At 46.2% G+C, this 19,797-nt stretch carries 17 protein-coding genes; 1 reads left to right on the top strand and 16 read right to left on the bottom strand.

Annotation, left to right across the window (positions count from 1 at the left end; translation table 11 throughout):
* Position 1: 1 nt before the first annotated feature.
* The 13 genes from QNO02_RS06405 to QNO02_RS06345 all read right to left on the bottom strand — a co-directional run bounded on the left by QNO02_RS06405 (position 2) and on the right by QNO02_RS06345 (position 10,946).
* The gene (locus QNO02_RS06405) at positions 2–907 is read right to left on the bottom strand and encodes a glycosyltransferase (RefSeq protein ID WP_249911545.1); all 906 of its coding nucleotides are present in this window, start codon (positions 905–907) and stop codon (positions 2–4) included.
* 43 nt (positions 908–950) lie between these two features.
* Positions 951–1,973 (bottom strand): glycosyltransferase, encoded by a 1,023-nt coding sequence (locus QNO02_RS06400; RefSeq protein ID WP_076209611.1) that lies wholly within the window; start codon positions 1,971–1,973, stop codon positions 951–953.
* A gap of 11 nt (positions 1,974–1,984) precedes the next feature.
* Positions 1,985–2,929, bottom strand: coding sequence for a glycosyltransferase family 2 protein (locus tag QNO02_RS06395; protein WP_289391480.1), 945 nt, complete (start codon positions 2,927–2,929; stop codon positions 1,985–1,987).
* 21 nt (positions 2,930–2,950) lie between these two features.
* A complete protein-coding gene (locus QNO02_RS06390) occupies positions 2,951–4,018 on the bottom strand; it encodes a glycosyltransferase family 4 protein (RefSeq protein WP_133386716.1) in 1,068 nt (355 codons plus the stop codon).
* Positions 4,019–4,056: 38 nt separating this feature from the next.
* Positions 4,057–4,536, bottom strand: coding sequence for a PssE/Cps14G family polysaccharide biosynthesis glycosyltransferase (pssE, locus tag QNO02_RS06385; protein WP_091033844.1), 480 nt, complete (start codon positions 4,534–4,536; stop codon positions 4,057–4,059).
* The gene (pssD, locus tag QNO02_RS06380; protein WP_289391479.1) at positions 4,533–4,991 is read right to left on the bottom strand and encodes a PssD/Cps14F family polysaccharide biosynthesis glycosyltransferase; all 459 of its coding nucleotides are present in this window, start codon (positions 4,989–4,991) and stop codon (positions 4,533–4,535) included. Before pssD ends, pssE begins: the two co-directional genes overlap by 4 nt.
* Entirely contained in the window at positions 4,988–6,364 is a 1,377-nt protein-coding gene (locus tag QNO02_RS06375; RefSeq protein WP_091033850.1) for an O-antigen ligase family protein, read from the bottom strand. Before QNO02_RS06375 ends, pssD begins: the two co-directional genes overlap by 4 nt.
* 34 nt (positions 6,365–6,398) lie before the next feature.
* Positions 6,399–7,097 (bottom strand): sugar transferase, encoded by a 699-nt coding sequence (locus tag QNO02_RS06370; RefSeq protein ID WP_036611331.1) that lies wholly within the window; start codon positions 7,095–7,097, stop codon positions 6,399–6,401.
* On the bottom strand, positions 7,094–7,996 hold the full coding sequence (gene galU / locus QNO02_RS06365) for a UTP--glucose-1-phosphate uridylyltransferase GalU (RefSeq protein WP_091035105.1): 903 nt from the start codon (positions 7,994–7,996) through the stop codon (positions 7,094–7,096). The genes QNO02_RS06370 and galU overlap by 4 nt, the downstream gene beginning before the upstream one ends.
* Before the next feature lie 187 nt (positions 7,997–8,183).
* Entirely contained in the window at positions 8,184–8,861 is a 678-nt protein-coding gene (locus QNO02_RS06360; protein WP_091033856.1) for a CpsD/CapB family tyrosine-protein kinase, read from the bottom strand.
* A complete protein-coding gene (locus QNO02_RS06355) occupies positions 8,842–9,597 on the bottom strand; it encodes a YveK family protein (RefSeq protein WP_235193748.1) in 756 nt (251 codons plus the stop codon). The genes QNO02_RS06360 and QNO02_RS06355 overlap by 20 nt, the downstream gene beginning before the upstream one ends.
* A 31-nt stretch (positions 9,598–9,628) precedes the next feature.
* Positions 9,629–10,387, bottom strand: a complete 759-nt coding sequence (locus QNO02_RS06350) for a tyrosine-protein phosphatase (RefSeq protein ID WP_133386712.1) — start codon at positions 10,385–10,387, stop codon at positions 9,629–9,631.
* Positions 10,388–10,541: 154 nt separating this feature from the next.
* Positions 10,542–10,946 (bottom strand): hypothetical protein, encoded by a 405-nt coding sequence (locus QNO02_RS06345; RefSeq protein WP_133386711.1) that lies wholly within the window; start codon positions 10,944–10,946, stop codon positions 10,542–10,544.
* A 378-nt stretch (positions 10,947–11,324) separates the two neighbouring features.
* On the opposite strand from QNO02_RS06345, the gene QNO02_RS06340 reads away from it, so the two are divergent.
* The gene (locus QNO02_RS06340; RefSeq protein WP_017690127.1) at positions 11,325–11,693 is read left to right on the top strand and encodes a helix-turn-helix domain-containing protein; all 369 of its coding nucleotides are present in this window, start codon (positions 11,325–11,327) and stop codon (positions 11,691–11,693) included.
* Between the two features lie 97 nt (positions 11,694–11,790).
* On the opposite strand, the gene QNO02_RS06335 is transcribed toward QNO02_RS06340, so the two are convergent.
* From QNO02_RS06335 to QNO02_RS06325, 3 genes are all read right to left on the bottom strand, one after another.
* Positions 11,791–11,946, bottom strand: a complete 156-nt coding sequence (locus QNO02_RS06335) for a hypothetical protein (protein WP_221819112.1) — start codon at positions 11,944–11,946, stop codon at positions 11,791–11,793.
* A 232-nt stretch (positions 11,947–12,178) separates the two neighbouring features.
* A complete protein-coding gene (gltB, locus tag QNO02_RS06330) occupies positions 12,179–16,777 on the bottom strand; it encodes a glutamate synthase large subunit (RefSeq protein ID WP_091033861.1) in 4,599 nt (1,532 codons plus the stop codon).
* 672 nt (positions 16,778–17,449) lie between these two features.
* Complete coding sequence (locus QNO02_RS06325; protein WP_091035107.1) at positions 17,450–19,732, bottom strand: YhgE/Pip family protein; 2,283 nt, start codon at positions 19,730–19,732, stop codon at positions 17,450–17,452.
* Positions 19,733–19,797: the final 65 nt, after the last annotated feature.

The following is a 19,797-nucleotide window of genomic DNA, read 5'->3' as shown; positions in this document are numbered from 1 at the left end:
CTCATCCCTTACTGTTTTGACGAAGCGACCCAACGATCATGCCGTTTCGGTAACATACTTTGGCAAGCTGACGTGTGAACCGATCTGCATTATAAATGTAGATCAGTGAGGTTGTGATCCCCTGTGCAAGCTTGATCCCATGTTTGGCCGTACGCACAACACCACGGTCCTGATCACGAATGGCATCACTCACACCTTGCCAATAGATTCGGCGCAGAAACCAGTTCTTCGTTGTTCGCTCTTTGGCTACTTTATGTTGTACCGCACCATACGGCGTGTAATATACCTTGAACTTTGTCCGTATTCTTGCAATTAACTCACTCTCTTCACTAGAGAGAAGATTGTTCCCCACTCTTCCAAGGTCTTCACGGAAGGGAGCCAGTTGATCAAAGACGGATAAACGAAAAGCCACATTTGCACCAAATGGAATATAAGGACTTTTCATCTCAGTGACTTCATCTGCAAAATCCAGAATGGTGAACAGCGACCTGTTCTCTGGTGGAATCCACATTGGCTCAGGCACTTCCCAGATCGGGTCAATCTTGCCACCGACACAACCGATATTTTCATTCATCTCAAACACGCTAACGATCTGGCGAATCCAATCCCTGCAAGCAAAGGCATCATCGTCAAGGAACAGGATATACTCGCCGCGCGCCTCGTGAATGGCCCGGTTACGGGCTACAGACAAGCCTTGCTTTTCTTCCAACACATACCGGATCGAATGGTTCTCATGCTGCAAGATGGTTTGGAGCACGATTTCTCGTGTGTTGTCTTTTGAATTGTTATCAATGAGTATGATCTCATAGTCGCTGCTTGCGTAATTCTGTTGTACGGCACTTCGTATAGCCTCTACCGCATCCTGTGCACGGTTATACGTACAGATCGCGACGGTTACTTTCATCATTTCATCCCCATATTTTTCAATTAGGTCCACCCGTTCATCTGCACTAACTGGAGTACAGGGTAAGTGTCCTTTGGGCAATCACTGGCCAATCCAGCCGCTCCAACGCTTTGACAAAACCACTGCCTTCCTGAAACTCCGATTGTTTTAATCGGATCATATTCATCGCTTTAAGCAATCCATCCGGATCAGAAGGTTCGTAGAGGACCGCACAATCTTCAGGCAGGTATTCCTCCAACAAGCCAATCCGTGGTGCCACCACAGGTTTACAGAAGGTCAATGCCAGAATTGCACTACCAGAAGTTGCAATTTGCTTGTATGGAAGAATGATCGAATCGACTGCATCAAAATAATCCGAATATTCATCATCTTCGATGAAATGAAAATGGGTATGAATATGTCCACTCTTGAGAAATTCATCTCCAAGGTCATAATCCTTTACCTTTTTACCGGCAATCAACAGATGGGCTTGTTCGGAATCCAGATCCTTGAATGCCTCCAGCAAATCATCCACGCCCTTATACGGCGACACCTGACCGAAGAACGCATACACATAACTATCCTCCGGGATGCCAAACCGGGAGCGGATATTCACGCCTTTCCCCTGATACACTCCCTTGTAATGTCCATGCGGAATAACCTCGATCCGGCTGGAATCAATCCCAAACGTCGAACAGATCTCGGAGATCAAGGGTTTACCCATGACAATCAGCTTGGAGCAATTTTGGACCAGTATTTTTCTCATCCAATAATCAAACCGCGTCTTGCCGCTGTTGTGAGGCCAGATGTTATGCACCGTCCAAAACAATTTGGCCCCGCGCAAACGTGCAAAACAAATCATCAATACATACAGAATGGACTTGATCACTGTTGTCAGCACGGATGAACCTCTGTAATAGAAGCTGGGCCAATGAAAATGCAGCACATCATTTTTTTTCAGTTTGATTAGATCTCTTTTGGTAAACTGTTTCACTTCCCATCCCTTATTCTCAATGGAATCGGATAACAGCTCATTGAATTTATTGTTCTCAATCATCTTGGGCAGCATATACACCGTCGGATTTTCCATCCAGGCACCTCTTACTTTAGTTTCATTCGCACAGGTTCCTCTGCATACGTTCCAACTGCGCGCCTTGCATGAAATCTCATTAGAAATCCTTGCATCATAATTTTGGTATTACGCTTGAGCAGCACCCAATCTTTCCACCAGGGATACAGCGACAGTGCTTTTTTCAAATAAACGTTATTGCGAAGCGTATTTCTCGACCATTCGAGCATTCGATAATGGTGTAATTGACGGCGCTTCTGTTCCTTGGACATGTCATTGTAGTATTTCAAAATAATCTTGCGTTGGCCCTTGTACTTGGCCGTTGTAGAGGTTGAAATTCGTGGACCACTGTGGATGTTGATATCCACCAGCGGTTCTTTCACATTCACGGCGATGTAGCCTCGTTTCAATATGCGTAGATAAAAGTCATAATCCTGAGCGGATGTCAGATTTTCATCGAATCGAACTTCACGGGCCAGTGAGGTAAGTACCATGATTTTGGACGTTTCCCCGATCCAGTTGAATGTAAGCAGATCCTCATACCGAATAACATCGCGAGGTTCCACCGACAATTTCCGTTTGACCACCTGATGCTGCTCATTCGTGTATGCGAGATACTTGCTGCAAAAGGTGAATGATTCCTGTGTACGCTCCAGCACTTCCGCCTGGGTTTTTATTTTGTCAGACATCCATTCATCATCATCATCCAGGAAGGCAATGTACTTGCCATTGGCTTGGGATATCCCTACATTCCGTGCATGGTTGGCTCCTTTGGGATATGGAACCCGGATGTACCGAATCCGTGAATCTTCCCGTGTCCAAGCCTGACAGATTTCTGGCGTCTGATCTTCTGAACCATCATCTACTATGAAAATTTCCAGATACGGATGTGTTTGCTCACGTACACTTCTCAACGCATTTTTCAATAACTCGGCCCGATTATGGGTCGTAATGATGCAAGATACCAAGGGGTTCATTTCATCACCTTTTCCTGTTCACTAGGATACCTTCACTTGAAGTGCATCATATATTCCTGACAATCTGCCTACGAGAAGATTCATATCGAACTTATCCGATATAATCTCTCTGTTATGTGAACCCATTCCCGCTCTAACCTCTTCATCCATAATGAGATATTCCAGCGCTGATGTCAGCCCGTGCACATCTCCCGGCTCGATTAACAGCCCATTATGACCGGATGTAATCACTTCGGGGATGCCTCCGACGGTGGTCGATATAATGGGCAAGCCACAATTCATTGCTTCAAGTATGGCCATAGGTAATCCCTCATGATAAGAAGGCAGGACCAGTAGATCCGCTTCCCGCATCAGCTTTTCCTTTTGCTCTCCGTTAATCCAGCCGAGTACATTGACACGATCCTCTATTCCATACTGCTGCACGATCGCTTTGACTTCTTCGACTTCGCCATCCCCTGCCAGATTAAAGGTGGCTGTAACGCCCAGCGCCTTCAATTGCTGAATGGACTGAAGCAGATCGTAGACTCCTTTTCGCTCACCCAGTCTGCCCATGAAGAGAGCATTAACGGCTGCCTGTTGTTCTCTCACAAACGGTTCTTTGACAAAGACCCCGTTATAAAGAACCTCAATCGCTGTCTCCGGCACAATCGTAGCAAAGTATTCTTTCCACGTCTGGGACAAGACAATCAACTTATCTGCCTGATTCAGAATGTAGTGACAATACTTGCGCTGCAGAGCAAATTGATTGTAGAAATCATCAAAGCTGGCCGCATGAATATGCAGAATAACTGACTTTCGAAACAACTTTCGTGCCGTTAGCAGAAATAGAGACTTCCGATAAAAGCTCCCGTTGTTCGCCATATGAATATGCACGATATCCGGCTTAAACGTGTACAGCTTCATCCAGAATTGAATGAATCCCCGTATAAAAATAAGCAGCCGTGAGAACACGCTGCCCGTGATATACGTTTCGACCCGCTGCATAGCATACATTTCCGAGATCGAAGAATCCTCAATGTTTTTGATGACACTCACAATTCCGCCCATATCCTTCAAGGATGATCCAACAACCAATACTTTTGGTTTCATGATAGACTCCTTTTTTTCATGGTTAATCTTCATACCTCTTACAGACTGTTCACGTAATTTTTAATGGATGAGATCAGATCAGACTGTTTTCTCACATAGGGCTGGAACGTCAGCTCCTCTATGCAAGGAACCAAGTTTTGCAATTCAGCCTGACTCTCCGCGACGGCCACATAGCCGTTATCCTGAAAAACTTTGGAGATCTCAAGCTGATGGTCATCCACATGTTCGCCCCATTCTTTCCGGCGTGGAATGACAATAACCGGCTTGCCACGTTCAAGACAATTTGTAATGGAGCCAACACCCGCATGAGAAATAATGCATCTGCTGCGCTCCACATATTCATTCATCTCTTCCTGCGTGAGGAAGGGAATCACAGTGAAATTCCGCGGCTGATACTCGGTATATCCGGATTGGGCAACAACCTCTTCTTCAATAATTCCTGCCTCAATCGCCTCATCAATAAGCTCAAACATCCGATTGAAGGGAAAACGCTGGGTTCCAACGATAGCAAATATCAAAATAAAGCCCCCCTGTATTTCGCATTGGGATAGCTATCCTGCAACGTTTCCCATTGGATGAAGAACTCATCCGAGATTTTGTACATCAATCTCCCGGTTGCACTGGAGGAATAGATTTTGGCATAACTTTCGATATAAATCAGCTTGGCACCGAAGATTTTACCGATGAGGCAAAAAGGGTAGGTAGCTCCCGCCCCTGTTGTAATGATCACCTTTGGACGCTCGCGCAGATATAAAAAGAATGATTTGAAAATGTTAGCCATAAAAATCAGCAAAAACATCGCATTCTTACGCTCTTGCTGCATTAAAAAGTATACTTTACCCTGAGACGAATCTACTTTTTTGCTTTTGTTCTTCTCGGTAATCAGGAAATAATCATGTTCTTCAACCGCAGGAATAATTTTGGTTAATTCATCAAAATGACCGCCTGTAGAACTGATCAAACAGACCTTCATGTTCTAATCTCCTTTGAAAAGGATACGTCCTTGGCTCGCTGTATCTGTATATCCACTTCTGCTTCAGCCCCTGACTTGGAATGAACTCCATTTCCCGTAGCATATAACGCGTTCAGGAAGATACAGAATGGAGCAATCAGATGAACCGTGGACAGGGTATTGTCAAAAAAGGAATAGGTCAGGAAACCGATAATCATTCCGGCAAAATACAACCGGATCATGCCGCTCAACCGGAAGTACACGGCCCGGAACACCAGCAGCAGCGATAGAAACAACAGGATGGCTCCAACTAACCCGCCATCGTAATAAAAACGAATGTATTCATTATGCGGAACGACGAATCCAGAAAAGATACTTCCATCATTCGCTACGAGGGTTGAGCCGAGTCCACGTCCAAATATCGGATACTCATTTGCTTTGCCAATAAAATAATTCCAGGCTACATCCCTTCCCGACAAGCCTTTGCTCTCTGACCTCATCTCATAATTGTCCCACTGCGCTATCACCATATAGGCCACAGCGACAACAAACAGAATGAGAGGAATAATGGCACTGACTCTGCCTTTGATGAAGGCTTTCAGTTGATCAAAAAGATAGACCAGTATAATCGGAATAAGCGCAATAAGCGGCCCCCTTGTTCCCGTCTGGACCAGAATGACCAGATGTGTCAAGGTAAGCATGTAATACAGAACAACCTGATGGCCTTGCTTGATCTGAATCAGACAGACGCAGATTGAGATAAAACACAACATGGCCAGATGCGCGGCGATGTTAGCTCCCTGTAACCGGGTTACACCCGACATCTCCAGGTTAGTAATGGACAATATGCCGGCGAGTTGCAGAATATAACCACCAGCAAGACTGAATAGTGGCAACCATGCGAGTACACGTATAATACGTTGACTGATCTCTCTTGAAAAATGGGGCATCAGCAACAAAAAAGGAACAATTACTCCTAGAAAGGCCTTAAATGGATCGAGCGGACTAACCTTGCTGGGCAGATCAGATAGAAAATAACTTTCCACAAATAAAAACCCAATCGCCAGTGCAGGATAGATCAGATCTTTGCGAATACCAAAGCGTAAAAAAAGAGAGACCACAAAACCCAGAATCGCCAGCTTGTAGAAGGACAGCGAATCCAGTCCTGCCAGATGAATGCTAAATATTTTATCAATGGACAATGAAAAACTTACAATGAGAATCATAAAAATCCAGCTGGGCTGTTTAATATAAACGCCCAGCAGAATCACAGCTATAAGTGCAACAACCGAAACTAACGGAAGATAGATTGCTGCGAAGACAATTACCAGCGAAAAAAGAATGATATTAAACGACTTCATATTCAATGCAGCAAGTATACCGGTCTTTTGCATATCTGCTATGCCACCTCAAAGCCAGAATCGTGTTTCAAAACGCATCCTTCGAACCTACCAGCACCTTGAACGTTCTGAAGATAATTTTGATATCCACCATCATGCTGCGCTCACGGGCATACGTCAGATCCAGCTCCACCATTTCCTCAAAACCAACACTATTTCGACCGCTGACTTGCCATAATCCCGTACATCCCGGGATCATCTGAAGGCGTTGTCTGTCATAGGAAGTGTAGTTCTTCACTTCTCTGGGCAGAGCCGGTCTGGGTCCAACGAGACTCATCTCTCCTCTGAACACGTTCCACAACTGAGGCAGCTCATCCAGACTGGTTTTCCGAATGAACTTGCCAATTCGGGTAATGCGGGGATCATTTTTCATTTTGAACATATTCCCGTTCACTTCATTCTGATCAATCAGTTGTTCCAACAGATCTTCTGCATTCGCAACCATGGATCTGAATTTGTACATATGAAACTCTTTTCCATTCTGTCCGACCCGTACCTGACGAAAAAAAACAGACCCCTGCGGGGCCTCGATTTTGATTAATAATCCGATGACCGCAAACAAGGGGCACAAAATGATCAAACCTATGAAAGAACCCAGCAAATCGAGCATTCTTTTCATAAATAGATACACTTTATCCGCATTTTGTCCTGACATCGTTGATGCATTGTACCCCAGACTTGGGTCCATAACAATCTCCGCTTCCTTCGATTGGGGAGATGGACTCATTCAAACTCCCCCCCGGCTGCATGTTCTACCGACTCTTTTTCCAGAATCTGTTGCAGAGCTTGCAGCATTGGAATTCTAAGTTCCTGTTTTTGCAGAGCGAAGTCGATGGTTGTCAAAATGAATCCCAGTTTCTCGCCCACGTCATAACGCACTCCCTCGAAATCGTAAGCATACACTCCTTGTGTCTCATTTAAACGCTGAATCGCATCTGTTAATTGAATCTCTCCCCCTTGACCAATCTCTTGTTGCTCCAGATGTTCGAAAATCTCTGGACTCAGTACGTATCTCCCCATAATCGCCAGGTTGGAAGGCGCTGTGCCTTGGGCAGGTTTCTCTACGAACCTGAGAACCTCTGTCAAACGGCCATCCGATTGAAGCGGGTCCACAATGCCGTATCTGTCTGTTTGTTCAGCAAGTACGGTCTGTACGCCAACAATGGAATGTTGAACCTGATCATATTGATCAATCAATTGTTTGGTGCATGGAACTTCCGATACGACGATATCATCTCCGAGCAACACGGCAAAAGGTTCGTCACCGATAAAGTTACGTGCACACCAGACAGCATGACCAAGTCCTTTGGCCTCTTTTTGTCTTATGTAGTGGATATCCACGTTAGAAGATTTGCGGACCTCTTCAAGCAAGCCCAGTTTCCCTTTTTCCAGCAAGTTGTGCTCCAGTTCAAAAGCGTTGTCGAAATGATCTTCAATTGCCCGCTTCCCTTTACCGGTTACGATGATGATGTCTTCGATTCCAGAGGCAATGGCTTCCTCAACGATATACTGTATAGTTGGTTTGTCCACAATAGGGAGCATTTCTTTGGGCATCGCTTTTGTGGCTGGCAAAAATCGTGTACCTAGTCCAGCTGCAGGAATGATTGCTTTTCTCACTTTTTTCATAAATACCACCCTATCCTCTTTTTTTTTAGTTTGATAAAAGTTGAACCAGGGCATCTAACCCGTCCTCACGTCATACCTTCGACGATTAACGTCTAAGGTTCATTGAACCCACAGCATGACCGAGTGCCTACAGTGATAAAGGTGCAGTAGACATTACCTGTTTACTTGGGAGCATTGGATGGAAGGTTTACTTCTCTCCGTAGCCCACCGGAACTGCAACGTTTTTGATATTGTTCAGAATTGCGCCCAGGATTCGTGCATTCACATGCTCCAGAGCAGCCTTGGTCTTCTTCACTAATTCCTTCTTGACCTTGCCCGAGTTCACGACCAGCAGCACGCCATCACACAGCGAGCTCACAATGAGTGCATCCGTTACCGCGAGCACCGGCGGTGTATCAAACATGATGACATCATATTGATCCTCTAACTTCTCAATCAGCCTTTTCATCCGGTTGGAACCAATCATCTCGGAAGGATTCGGCGGAATTGGGCCAGAAGTGAACAATTGGAGATTATCGATATAGCTCTCTCTAAGCACGTCTTCCACACTGTACTGATTAGACAGCACACTACTCAGACCGATATGATTCGGTACAGAAAATACCTGATGCAAGGAAGGATTCCGCAGATCCGCATCGATCAGCAGAACTTTCTTGCCTTCCTGGGCATAGGTTACCGCCAGGTTGCTAATGGTCGTTGTTTTGCCTTCGCCGGATTCAGCCGAAGCCACCATGATTTTTTTGATATGACTGTCGATTGAGGAGAACTGAATGTTCGTCCGTAATTTACGGTACCCCTCCGAGATCTGAGATTTGGAGTTAAAATAGGTCACCAGACTGTTATTTTCATTGGTTAGCCGCGACATATTTGCCATCCCCCACTTTCTGTTGAGATACGTAATTTTTCGTATTTTTCAGATCATCTTTTTTCATTTTGGATATCACTGTAAGCACAGGCAGGCCCAGCTCTTTTTCAAGTTCAGTTTCGGATTTGAATGTGTCATCCAGATAATCCATCAGGAATACAAGTGCAATCGCGAGCACAAGACCTGCGAACAGACTGACAATGATGCTTAATGTGGTTTTCATATTGATTGGAGATGCGTTACTATCCACTTTTGCTTCACTGAGGATAGCCACATTATCGATTTTCATGATTAGGGGGATTTGAGATTGGAACACGTTGGAGATGGCATTGACCGTTTTTGCGGCTTTTTCGTAGGTAGTCCCTTGTACAGTTATGCTCATCACTTGGGATTCGCTGGCTGTAGAGACGGAGGTGCTATTCATGAGCTGAGCAGAGGTTAAGCCTAGGTCTGGATACGTGGTAGCGACTTTATCCATAATGGCGGAAGATTTAATAATTTCTCTGTATGAGTTAATGAGTTTGATATTGGTTTGAATCATGCTGAAGTCCATCATCGCCTGGCCTTGAACGTTAGAGGTCTGGTTCACGATCAGTTTGGAACTTGCCTCATAGATGGGCTGGGTGAAGAAAATGCTTTTGACCCCTGCACCCACACCGGCTATCAAAGCAATTGCAACAATCAACCACAGTTTCTTTTGTAAGAGTCGAAAATATCCTTTCAGTTCCACTTTCATTCCTCCTATACGTTGTGATCTATCTATGTAACTACCAGATGGACAGCAGCCATTTGCGAGGTTTCCAGCGTTCTGTGACCAGACACGAATTCGATAGAATGTGCGACGCATTCTCTGCCAGCCTTTTAACGGCTTCGGCTCCAAATCGACGCTCGATGGCCCGCTCTCCTTCACTTATGGCAAATGTCCTTTTGCACGTATCATGTGCATCTGATGAAATGAAATGAAACCCGTTTTCTTTGCAAAAATGAAAACACCACTGCCGAACTTTCCATCCGAAAAGCCCAGTGAAAGATTGAGCTGTGAGCTGACATAGCCCGCCTTGACTCAAGTAATCAGCCAACAACTTTGGCTTCTTCAAAATGACACGATTGCGTTCCGGATGAGCAATAATAGGGGTAATTCCCGCTATTCGTAATTCATGCAGTATCCTGGGGAACTGTGAGGGAATATGACCAAAGGGCAGTTCCAGCAACATGTAACGACTTCCGGCGAGTGTGCAGCACTTTCCTGCATATAAGTCTCCAATCAGGTTGTCATGCACCCTGATTTCCTGTCCGGGACGGATCTCCAGGCGAATGTTGCGTTTGCGAAGTTCTGCATGGAGCAGGTTCACGGCCTGATTGACCACCATCGGTTCATTGTTGTATTGCCCGTTCAGGTGATGCGGAGTAGCAATAATGGAGGTAATTCCTGAGGCTGCCGCCTTCTCAGCCATCGCAACGGACTGCTCCATTCGAACAGGACCATCATCCAGGCCGGATAATATGTGGCAGTGCATTTCAACCATATCCAAACTTCCTGAAATAGTATGAGCCCCCTCGCCCCTTTATTCATTGCGCAAATGCTTTTGGTGTTAAAGAACTAATGCATAACGCTATGAAATATAGTAAAATGGCGTTAAGTACATGTTTTGTTCAGAAAATGTTAAGAATCGCTTGGAATTATATGGTGAAATCAATGTAATGATAGGGTTCCTGCAGAGCCTTTTGTTCTGTTGCCTTTTCATACTGAAAACGGGAAACCGCGGGAAACTGAACTTCAGTAAGCATTGTGTTTAACTGTCCAGTTATATATAGTTTCTGTTCGTGCTGAATATGCAAGTTTGAATGATACATTGTGAGCTCTCCGAAGGGCTGTTTCCATTGCAACCTTGCGTGAAGTCGTACACATACATGTTGATCTTCAACATCCAAACCAATGAGCATTTCTGATGATACCGGCAACTTCAGGTCGCTCAGGAAGGTGATTGCTTGAGTGTCCATTCCAAGTAACAGAACAGGGCGTCTTTTGCGGTCTATCATTTTCCCATGAAACTCCTGAATGTACATATGGACATTTAATTTCATATCAGCCCATTCCTGAATTATTGAATACATGGTTTCATTCCTTTAGAATGGATTAGCCTACATGGACTGCCTACACTTCCTTCTCACAGGTATATGGTCCAGGCAACAAGGAGATACTTAAAATATTCCAAATGATACATTTTGTAACTCCATACGTCCAATTTACGATACAATACGTATCATGTCAAGCGGTATTTGGACATGGTTCTTTTGATTTACGACAATTTGAGATGTCCTTAGACAGACCTATTTACAAATGGAAATGGGTTAAAGGAAACACATGAGGAGTTACTCTTTTGCAGGAAAGCTGCCCTGATCAAACACTTGGCTCAGGATTGTTTCAATATATATTTGATGTCGTTCAGGGGGAAATAGCTTATGAGCTACGGAAATCGCATTGCTGAATTACGGGAACAGCGGGGACTTACTCAAGAAGAACTTGCGAGCTCCATTCATATTACCAGAGCTGCTCTCTCCCACTACGAGAAGAACCGTCGTAAACCGGATTTCGAAGTGTTAACGAGACTTGCTGACATCTTTGAGGTGTCTATTGATTATCTTATAGGACGTACAAAGCAAAGCGATGTCGTGATGGATGAAGACGTACGTGAATTCGTTGATACCTTGGAGTTATCGGATAAGGAAGTGTTGGAACGCTTCGATCTGATGATTGATGGGAAGTCCTTAACAGAAGAAGAGGCACGTCGTTTTATTGCGTTTGTCCGAATGGAACGCAGTATGGACTAAACCCGAAAAGAGGACCCAGTTCCCGAGAGATAACCTCTCTGGCTTCTGGGCTTTTTTTGTGTCTTAATTCCCTTTCATTCCATGCTTGTCTATTGTGTCAAGGACGCTTGTTGTTGACGGAGGATACGAAATGGGTCCAACGCTCCGGGTCGATTCCGCATTGCAGTAAAACTTTCATGATGTCCATCTGGGTTGCTTCGACTGGTTTACCTGTCGGCCTACGATCGTCCCTGTTTGGATGCTTCATATTCATTCCGCTAACCTCTCTTATCTTTATACTTTCCCTGCCCTCCAAAACTAGCCTTATTATACTTGAGAATGTTCCTCGATGTTGTCGTCTCATGGCGATAACGTTTTTTGAAGGGGTTCTAATTTTGTCGAAAGCAAAATAGGAGCAATATGGTGCCGGAATGGCAACCATATTGCTCCTATTATTCTTAATACAACCTGTTCATGCACTTCCACCTTTGAACAAGGAAGTTTTATTAACCTCCAGCACGTGCAAGTTCACGCATATTCGCTTCAAACGCTGCGAGCAGCGCTGCTTCTCCCGTCAAACCTGTTGCTTGAATCCGTTCGATCTGTTCTGTCATACGTTTGAAGTCCTTCGGAATAACCCGAACGAACTGATTCAGCGCATCTTGCCAGTTATCCAGAACGCGCTGACCGACAGCACTTCCTGTATTGGCAACATGACGTTGAATCATGCCTCGCAGATCTGCACTTTCGGCCACATCTTCGATACGCTCCAAAAGAACCATTTCCAGATTACAACGTTTCAGGAATGTGCCTTCTGGATCATATACATAGGCAATACCTCCGGACATCCCTGCTGCAAAGTTACGACCTGTATCGCCCAGTACAACGACACGTCCACCTGTCATATACTCACAACCATGGTCACCTACACCTTCAACGACTACTTTGGCGCCCGAGTTACGTACAGCAAATCGCTCACCCGCAATACCACGGATATACGCTTCGCCGCTTGTTGCTCCGTAGAGAGCCGTGTTACCGATAATGATGTTATCTTCCGCCTCAAACGTTGCTTTCGGAGAAGGCATCACGATCAGTTTACCTCCGGACAATCCTTTACCTACGTAGTCATTGGAATCCCCTTCAACGGTCAAGGTCATACCTTTAGGTACAAAGGCCCCAAAGCTTTGTCCGGCAGAGCCGACAAATTTGAATTTAACCGTATCTTCGGGCAATCCTGCGAGTCCATATTTGCGTGTGATCTCACTACCCAAAATGGTACCTACTGCACGGTTAACGTTTGTAATTGGAAGCACCGCTTCAACCGGTTGACCGGATTCAATAGCAGACTGTGCCAGTGGCAGCAATTGTTGCATATCCAGCGTTTCTTCCAATTGGTGATTCTGATGCTGTGTGCGGTAACGTGCAGAGCCTTCCGGCATTTCAGGCACGTGCAGCAATACAGACAGATCCACACCTTTTTTCTTCCAGTGATCTACGGCTTCTACCGTTTCAAGGCAATCTGTACGTCCGACCATCTCCTGAATGGTACGGAAACCAAGATCAGCCATGATCTCACGCACATCTTCAGCAACAAATCGCATGAAGTTAACCACATGAGCTGGATCACCCATATAATTTTTGCGCAATTCCGGATTCTGTGTCGCTACACCAACCGGACAAGTATCCATTTGACAGACACGCATCATGATACAGCCAAGTGCAACGAGCGGTGCTGTAGAGAAACCATACTCTTCTGCTCCAAGCAAGGCTGCAATCGCTAGGTCACGGCCGTTAAGCATTTTGCCGTCTGTTTCGAGGACGACACGGTCACGCAGATTGTTCAGCATCAACGTTTGATGTGTCTCTGCAAGACCTAGTTCCCAAGGCATACCTGCGTGGCGAATCGAACCTTGCGGTGATGCACCTGTACCACCATCATAACCGCTGACGAGGATGATATCGGCACGGCCTTTGGCTACACCTGCCGCAATTGTACCCACACCCACTTCAGATACAAGCTTCACGTTGATCTCAGCACGCGGATTGGCATTTTTCAAGTCATAGATCAGCTCTGCCAGATCTTCGATCGAGTAGATATCGTGATGCGGTGGTGGCGAGATCAGACCTACACCCGGTGTTGAACCACGGACTTCAGCAACCCAAGGATACACTTTACGTCCTGGCAGTTGTCCGCCTTCACCTGGTTTAGCTCCCTGAGCCATTTTAATCTGAATCTCGTCAGCATTAACCAAGTAGTTGGATGTAACACCAAAACGTCCGGATGCTACCTGTTTAATCGCACTGCGACGGGAATCCCCGTTGCTATCTTTAATGAAGCGAGCCGGGTCTTCTCCACCTTCACCGGTATTGGATTTACCTCCAACACGGTTCATAGCGATGGCAAGATCTTCATGCGCCTCTTTACTGATCGAACCGAAGGACATTGCACCTGTTTTGAAACGACGCATGATATCTTCTACGGATTCAACTTCTTCGAGTGGAATGGAAGCTCCCACCGGTTTCAGTTTCAGCATGGAGCGAATGGTCAACAGTTGATCATTCTCACCTTGTACAAGTTTGGAATATTTTTTATACAGCTTGTAATCCCCAGTGCGTACCGCATGTTGCAGGGTATGAATGGTTTGCGGATTGAACAGATGCTCTTCTCCGTCGTTACGCCATTGATAATCCCCACCGGAATCCAATACTTTATCGTTACCGTCTTTTTCCGTAAAGGCACGGTTATGATGTGTCAACGCTTCGGCTGCCACTTCTTCCAACCCAATTCCACCGATACGGGAAGGTGTCCAAGTAAAGTAACGGTCAACGAAGTCTGATTTCAGACCTACCGCTTCGAATATTTGAGCTCCACGATACGATTGAATCGTAGAAATCCCCATTTTGGACAACACTTTAGTAACGCCTTTGGTAGCTGCTTTAATGTAGTTTTTCACTGCTTTCTCATGCGAGATACCACGCAGCAACCCTTGCTGAATCATGTCATCCAGCGTTTCAAAGGCCAGATAAGGGTTCACTGCACTTACCCCGTAACCCAGCAGCAACGCGTAGTGGTGAATATCACGCGGTTCTGCCGATTCGAGCATAATGCTGACTTTTGTTCTGGTTCCCTGGCGAATCAGATGGTGATGCAGACCTGCTACAGCAAGCAATGCAGGAATGGCAGCATTCTCTGCGTCCACACCGCGGTCAGACAGGATCAGAATGTTATGACCTTTGTCGATGACACGATCTGCAGCTTCGAAGAGCAAATCCATCGCTTTGCGAAGTCCTTCTGCTCCTTCCGCAGCGGTGAAGAAGATTGGAATCGTCATGGAGCGGAAGCCTGGGCGACGCACATGGCGAATCTTCGCAAAGTCTTCATTGGACAATACCGGTGTATCCAGACGGATCTGGCGACAACTCTCCGGTTCAGGATTCAACAAGTTGCGCTCAGGACCAATGGTTGTTGCCGTAGACGTTACAATCTCTTCACGGATTGCATCGATCGGCGGGTTGGTTACCTGGGCGAACATCTGTTTAAAGTAGTTGTACAGACGCTGCGGACGATCCGACAGCACAGCCAGCGGTGCATCATAACCCATCGAACCCGTAGCTTCCATACCTGTTGTTGCCATGGGCTCCAGGATTTTACGCAGTTCTTCAAATGTATAACCATATGCCAGCTGAAGCTGGGTCACGTTATCATGTTTTGGATCAGGAAGTTCCGGTGCTTCCGGCAACTCGCTCAGATCCATCAAATGCTCATCAAGCCAATCCTGATACGGATTCTCGGCTGCAATGATTGCTTTTACTTCCTCATCCGCGATGATGCGGCCTTCTTGTGTATCCACAAGCAACATCCGACCTGGACGCAGACGATCTTTGTACAGGATCTCTTCCGGCGCGATATCAAGTACCCCAACTTCGGAGGACAGGATAATACGGTCATCTTTGGTTACATAATAACGAGCCGGACGCAAACCGTTACGGTCAAGTGTTGCACCAATTTGCAAACCATCTGTGAAGGCCATTGCTGCTGGTCCATCCCAAGGCTCCATCATTGTGCTGTGATATTCATAAAATGCTTTTTTGGCAGGGTCCATGCCTTCATCTGTGCTCCAAGGTTCAGGAACCATCATCATGGCCACGTGTGGCAGAGAACGTCCGCTCAGATACAGGAACTCCAGCGTGTTATCAAACATGGCTGTATCCGAACCGTCCGGATTGATGACCGGTTTTACTTTCGCGATGTCGTCACCGAACAACTCGCTCTCGAACAAGGACTGTCTAGCATGCATCCAGTTCACGTTACCACGCATCGTGTTGATCTCACCGTTGTGGATCATGAAGCGATACGGGTGGGCACGTTCCCAGCTTGGGAAGGTGTTTGTACTGAAACGGGAATGCACAAGTGCGATAGCCGATTCAACAAGGTCTTGCTGCAGATCCAGATAGAACTCTCCTACCTGTTCCGTTGTCAGCATGCCTTTATATACAATTTTGCGACAAGACAAGCTTGGAAGGTAGAATGAACCGCCTTCTGCTTCATCTGCCGAATAACGAATAGCCAGCTCAGCGCGTCTGCGAATAACATACAGCTTACGCTCGAATCCAAGCTCATCTTTCACATCTGCGGATCTTCCAATGAACACCTGACGTACATAAGGTTTCGCTGCAAGCGCAGAACGGCCAAGCATTTCATCAAAAGTAGGAACATCCCGGAAACCCAGGAACGTCTGTCCTTCTTCTTCAATAATCTTCTTAAGGCTCTCTTCATGTGCACTACGAATGGCAGGGTCTTGGGAAAGGAACAACATCCCTACGCCATAGAACCCCTGTTCTGGCAATGCAAAACCAAGACGTTCCGCTTCCTGTGCAAAATAGCGATGTGGAATCTGAATCAGGATACCTGCTCCGTCGCCGGAATTCGGTTCACTTCCCTGTCCTCCACGGTGCTCCATGTTACTGAGCATGGTGAGCGCCTGACTAACGATATCGTGTGAAGGTACTCCTTTGATGTTGGCAACAAAACCCATTCCGCATGCGTCTTTTTCGAACTGCGGGTCATACAGACCCTGTTTTGGAGGTAATCCGATGTGTCTCATGGAACGCAACCTTTCTATAATGAAGTATTTCGGAAAGATCAAGAACATAGGCAACAGGCAACAATGAAACGGGAGGAGCTGGCCTTTCGCTTGCGATAGAGCCTGCTAGATAGAAGAGGTGACAGCATGAGACTGTCAAAAATAATGCCTGCTATTGGGCAGAAGCCATTGAATGAGATGAGCTGATCCGGACGATCCGGCAAACAGCATGTATAAATCAACACGCAGCCGCTGGCACGGCTACTGAAATGGAGCGACGTTTTTTTGATATAGTTCTATTATTTTAACACCGACCTAACATCAGCGCAATTTAAACTTTTTAATACCTCTGATAAGAAATGTTTTGCAGTACAGCTTTACAGTAGTGACGTTTAAATTCATCTCTTTTTCGAATAATTATACACTTTTTAAGCCAGAGTACAACTGAATTAAATTGCTGACAGAAGAAAATCGTTCCATGTGCAGCCTACGTTTATCCATAATTCCACCAAATTTTCACTGCTTAAGCCAGCGAAACTTTACTTCTCTATGCATTTGTATACAAAATAGCCTGCAACCCCTTTTTGGGGTCACAGGCTATTTGCACTATTTGACTACTATATTGCATAATTTCACTACAAGAAAATAAAGTTTTTTTTCAAAAATATGACCCTGCTGAAGATCAGGTTCGACTTATGCCGTCACAACTTGACCAGAATCAGCCTGTTCGACTTCTTTTTTCGGACGTCTGCCATTCCAGAGGAAGTAAGCAAGCGTCAGCAGAATGGATACACCTGCATAGATGCTAAGAATACCTGCCTGATGCCACATCACATCCAGATTACCACTCGATACAACGGCTTTGAAGCCCATAATGCTGTGTGTCATTGGCAACCAAGGGCTAAATGCCTGAAGCCATGATGGAATCAGTTCTACCGGGAAGGTTCCTGCACTAGCCGCAAGCTGGAAGACCAGAAGCAGAATGACGACATAACGTCCAGGCAGATCCAGCCAGGTTACAAGTGCCTGAACGATCAACATGAAGGTCAGCCCCGTAATAATGGTAAACAGATAGAACAGCCCTACGCTGTGCGTCTCCAGTCCAAGACCATATAACATGAAACTTGCCACAATAACCGATTGGAAAATACTCACGGAGCCAAATACCAGTGTCCGGCTGACAAAACGATTCCAGCCTGTTGCACCAGGTACGGACGTTTCCCGCATTTTCAATACAATCGTGGAAATCAACGATCCCACAAACAGACCGATCGACAGGAAGAACGGTGTCAATCCTGTACCATAATTGCTTACGTTCTCTGCTGTGTTCTCCGAGGAGTTTACAGGTTCAGCGAACATGTTCACTACATCATCCGTTTTCTTAACTTCGGATGTTTTCTGCGCGGCATCATTCAGCTTGGTAGCCAGTTCACTTGAGCCATCTTTTAGCTCGGTAAGACCGTCAGCCAGTTTGCCTGCGCCATCCCCCAGTTGTTTGGAACCATCGGTAAGTGAATTAACACCACCACTGAGTTTGCCTACACCCGTTTGCAAAGCTGTTGTACCTGAGCCCAGCTGCTTGGCACCATTGGCGAGCAATGTACCGCCACTTGCAGCATCACCCAGTTTGCCACTGAACTGCTTCAGACCATCGGAGAGCTTCGCTCCTCCTTGACTAAGCTGTCCGGCTCCTGCCAGCAATTGCTTTTGTCCATCTACCAGCTGGTTTGCACCAGCAAGAAGTTGCTCCTGGCCACCATGAAGCTCGGATGCGCCCGCAGCCAGCTGCTGATTGCCCTGATGCAGCTGATCTGCACCCTGTGCAAGCTTCTGCTCGCTCTCATGCAATTGTGCACTGCCATCGGCAACGGCTTCACTCGCCGCAAGCAGTTTCTGTACATCAGCACTTTCAGCCAATTCCGGGTTCGAGGCAGCAAGCTGCTTCAATCCGGCGGCTACGCTCTGTGCACCATCAGCAACCTTGGAGCTGCCATCTACAGCCGATTGCAGGCCTGTTGCCAGTGTACCGCTGCCCTGAACGGCACTTTGCAGACCATCCGACAGCTTCGCACTGCCCTGTTCTGACGATTTCAGGCCAGCCTGCAACTTACTTGTGCCATCCAGTGAAGACTGGAGTCCCGTTTCCAACTTGGCGCTGCCATCCTTCAACTGATCTGCCCCGCTCTGAAGCTGGCTCGAAGCAGCTGCCTGAAGCTGTTGCAGACCGGATACAAGATTCGATGTTCCACTTTCAAGCTTGGTTGCCCCAGTGTGCAGCGCGTTAACACCATCACTTAATGGAGAAAGTCCTTCCTGAAGTTCAAGCGTTCCGGATGCAAGCTTCGCCAGGTTATCCTTGAGCTTAACAGCACCATCATCCAGTTTGCCTGCGCCGGTATTCAGTTCACCCGCCCCGTCGCCTGCCTCAGCCAAGCCATCCGATACTTCGGAGAACTTGTCGAGCAATGTCTCTGCATAGGATTCCGTTACTTTGGCTGAGACTTTTGCTTTCAGGTCCTTAATAGCGGTCTTACCGATCTGTGCACCGACAAAACTGTAATTGCCATTCGGTTCATAGATCAGATCAGCCGGCTCCGGCTTGTCATCGAGCAACGTTGTTGCTTGGGATGAGAAGTTCTCCGGAATCGTAATTTGCATATAATATTTGTCATTACTCATGCCTTCTTTGGCTTGACTCGCACTGACAAAATCCCATTTGAAATCGGCATTTTTCTTCAGCTCATCCACCAGATCACTACCTACATGGAGGGATTTGCCCTCCAGCTCAGCGCCTTTATCCAAATTGACAACGGCAACCGGCATCTCATCCACATGACCATACGGGTCCCAATAGGCCGCCAGATAGATGCCACTATACAGGATCGGTATAAACATAATTGCAATAACAGGGATCAACACCTTCGGGTTTCTCACGGCCGATCCCACATCCTTGAAAAACACGGATAAAGATTTCATGTCATTTTCTCCCCTTAATCTCTCTGCTCCATGAGCAGGAATAACCATAATGAAATACAATGTCG

Source organism: Paenibacillus sp. PK1-4R (assembly GCF_030369595.1).
Lineage (GTDB): Bacteria > Bacillota > Bacilli > Paenibacillales > Paenibacillaceae > Paenibacillus.
The sequence above is the reverse complement of the archived record's forward strand: the minus strand, read 5'-3'. Positions and strand labels throughout refer to the sequence as shown.

Bases quoted from the DNA above. Each gene is read 5' to 3' on its own strand.
- QNO02_RS06405 (WP_249911545.1), bottom strand. From the start codon at position 907: ATGATGAAAGTAACCGTCGCGATCTGTACGTATAACCGTGCACAGGAT.
- QNO02_RS06400 (WP_076209611.1), bottom strand. From the start codon at position 1,973: ATGGAAAATCCGACGGTGTATATGCTGCCCAAGATGATTGAGAACAAT.
- QNO02_RS06395 (WP_289391480.1), bottom strand. From the start codon at position 2,929: ATGAACCCCTTGGTATCTTGCATCATTACGACCCATAATCGGGCCGAG.
- QNO02_RS06390 (WP_133386716.1), bottom strand. From the start codon at position 4,018: ATGAAACCAAAAGTATTGGTTGTTGGATCATCCTTGAAGGATATGGGC.
- pssD (WP_289391479.1), bottom strand. From the start codon at position 4,991: ATGAAGGTCTGTTTGATCAGTTCTACAGGCGGTCATTTTGATGAATTA.
- QNO02_RS06375 (WP_091033850.1), bottom strand. From the start codon at position 6,364: ATGCAAAAGACCGGTATACTTGCTGCATTGAATATGAAGTCGTTTAAT.
- QNO02_RS06370 (WP_036611331.1), bottom strand. From the start codon at position 7,097: ATGAGTCCATCTCCCCAATCGAAGGAAGCGGAGATTGTTATGGACCCA.
- galU (WP_091035105.1), bottom strand. From the start codon at position 7,996: ATGAAAAAAGTGAGAAAAGCAATCATTCCTGCAGCTGGACTAGGTACA.
- QNO02_RS06360 (WP_091033856.1), bottom strand. From the start codon at position 8,861: ATGTCGCGGCTAACCAATGAAAATAACAGTCTGGTGACCTATTTTAAC.
- QNO02_RS06355 (WP_235193748.1), bottom strand. From the start codon at position 9,597: ATGAAAGTGGAACTGAAAGGATATTTTCGACTCTTACAAAAGAAACTG.
- QNO02_RS06350 (WP_133386712.1), bottom strand. From the start codon at position 10,387: ATGGTTGAAATGCACTGCCACATATTATCCGGCCTGGATGATGGTCCT.
- QNO02_RS06345 (WP_133386711.1), bottom strand. From the start codon at position 10,946: ATGAAATTAAATGTCCATATGTACATTCAGGAGTTTCATGGGAAAATG.
- QNO02_RS06340 (WP_017690127.1), top strand. From the start codon at position 11,325: ATGAGCTACGGAAATCGCATTGCTGAATTACGGGAACAGCGGGGACTT.
- QNO02_RS06335 (WP_221819112.1), bottom strand. From the start codon at position 11,946: ATGAATATGAAGCATCCAAACAGGGACGATCGTAGGCCGACAGGTAAA.
- gltB (WP_091033861.1), bottom strand. From the start codon at position 16,777: ATGAGACACATCGGATTACCTCCAAAACAGGGTCTGTATGACCCGCAG.
- QNO02_RS06325 (WP_091035107.1), bottom strand. From the start codon at position 19,732: ATGAAATCTTTATCCGTGTTTTTCAAGGATGTGGGATCGGCCGTGAGA.